Source organism: Rhodopseudomonas sp. B29 (genome assembly GCF_000333455.1).
In the GTDB taxonomy this organism is placed as follows: Bacteria; Pseudomonadota; Alphaproteobacteria; order Rhizobiales; family Xanthobacteraceae; genus Rhodopseudomonas.
In genome coordinates this window covers 1-1,858 of the sequence record NZ_BADD01000150.1, presented here as the reverse complement: position 1 = coordinate 1,858, position 1,858 = coordinate 1, and the positions used below count along the sequence as shown (strand labels likewise).

Genomic DNA, 1,858 nt, shown 5'->3' with positions numbered 1-1,858 from the left:
ACAGGCATCAGCTAATCAATATAGCTGAGCCTACACCCGCTCCACGAAACTATCGACCACCTTCTTCTCCCCCGCCTTGTCGAAGGCGATGGTGAGTTTGTTGCCGTCGATCTTGGTGACGTGGCCGTAGCCGAATTTTTGGTGGAAGACGCGGTCGTTCAAGGTGAAGTCGGATTCGGTGCCGGTGGATTTGGCGACCAGTTCGCCTTCGATGGTGAAGGGGGCGCGGCGGGTGGTGCCGGATGAGTAGGACGCTCCGCTTTCCCCGAAGCCGCCGCTGCGGCCGCCGTTACTTCCGCCGGAGCCGCCGCTGCGTCGCGCCTGGGCGCGCTGCCAGCCCGGCGTGGAGTAGCTCGAGCCGAACGACTCGACATTGTCGAACCGCGACGGTCCGTAGCCGCTCATGCCGCCCCAGCCGGAACCGCCTTTGGACTCGGTGATCTCGACATTGGCCGCCGGCAGTTCGTCGAGGAAGCGCGACGGGATGGTCGTGTTCCAGGTGCCGTGGATGCGGCGGTTGGTGGCGAAGTACAACTTCGCGCGCTTGCGGGCGCGGGTGATGCCGACATGGGCGAGGCGGCGTTCTTCCTCGAGCCCGGCGCGGCCCTGTTCGTCGAGCGCGCGCTGATGCGGAAACAGGCCTTCCTCCCAGCCGGGCAGGAACACCGTTTCGAATTCAAGACCCTTGGCGGAGTGCAGTGTCATCACGCTGACGGCATCCTCGTCGGCGCCGCCGTCGCGGTCCATCACCAATGAGATGTGTTCGAGGAAACCCTGCAGGTTCTCGAACTCTTCCATCGAGCGCACGAGTTCTTTCAGGTTCTCGAGCCGGCCCGCGGCGTCGGCGGAGCGGTCCTTCTGCCACATCTCGGTGTAGCCGCTCTCGTCGAGCACGATTTCGGCCAGCTCGGTGTGGGACAGCGCGTCGCGCTGCACCTGCCAGCGCTCGAAATTTTCGATCACGCCGCGCAACGAACTCCGCGCCTTCGGCTTGAGCTCGTCGGTCTCGATCACCATCCGCGCCGCTTCGAACAGCGGGATGCGCCGCTTGCGGGCGTGATCGTGCAGCATCTGCACGGTGGCGTCGCCGAGGCCGCGCTTGGGTACGTTGACGATGCGTTCGAAGGCGAGGTCGTCGGCCGGCGAGTTGATGACGCGCAGATAAGCCAGCGCGTCGCGGATTTCAGCGCGCTCGTAGAACCGCGGGCCGCCGATGACGCGGTAGGGCAGGCCGAGGGTGACGAAGCGGTCTTCGAACTCGCGCATCTGGAACGACGCGCGCACCAGGATGGCGATCTCGTTGAGCTTGTGTCCCTGGCGCTGCAGCTGTTCGATTTCCTCGCCGATGGCGCGGGCTTCTTCTTCGCTGTCCCACGCGCCGGTGACGGTGACCATCTCGCCGTCGACGTCCTCGGTGCGCAGCGTTTTGCCAAGCCGGCCCTCATTGTGCGCGATCAGGTGCGAGGCGGCGGCGAGGATGTGGCCGGTCGAGCGATAATTGCGCTCCAGGCGAATGACCTTGGCGCCGGGGAAATCGTGGTCGAAGCGCAGGATGTTGTCGACCTCGGCGCCACGCCAGCCATAGATCGACTGGTCGTCGTCGCCGACGCAGCAGATGTTTTTTGGGGGAGCTTCCTGCGTTGCGACAACGGCAGCCTGCTCCCTCTCCCCACCGGGGAGAGGGGTGGGGTGAGGGGGCACCGCGCTAGCTAATGACCGTTCCCCCTCACCCGGCGAGCTGCGCTCGCCGACCTCTCCCCGATGGGGAGAGGTGAGAAGGGTCTCGACTTCGCGTGTGGGTCTGGGCGAGTCCGGTGTCTGTGACAGCAGCCGCAGCCACAGATACTGCGCAACGTTC

At 65.3% G+C, this 1,858-nt stretch carries 1 protein-coding gene; it reads right to left on the bottom strand.

Annotated features, from left to right (window positions below; translation table 11 throughout):
* Nucleotides 1-30: 30 nt before the first annotated feature.
* Nucleotides 31-1,858, bottom strand: a 1,828-nt coding sequence (locus I5M_RS05630) for an ATP-dependent helicase (protein WP_031335483.1), incomplete at its 5' end; no start/stop codon positions are given.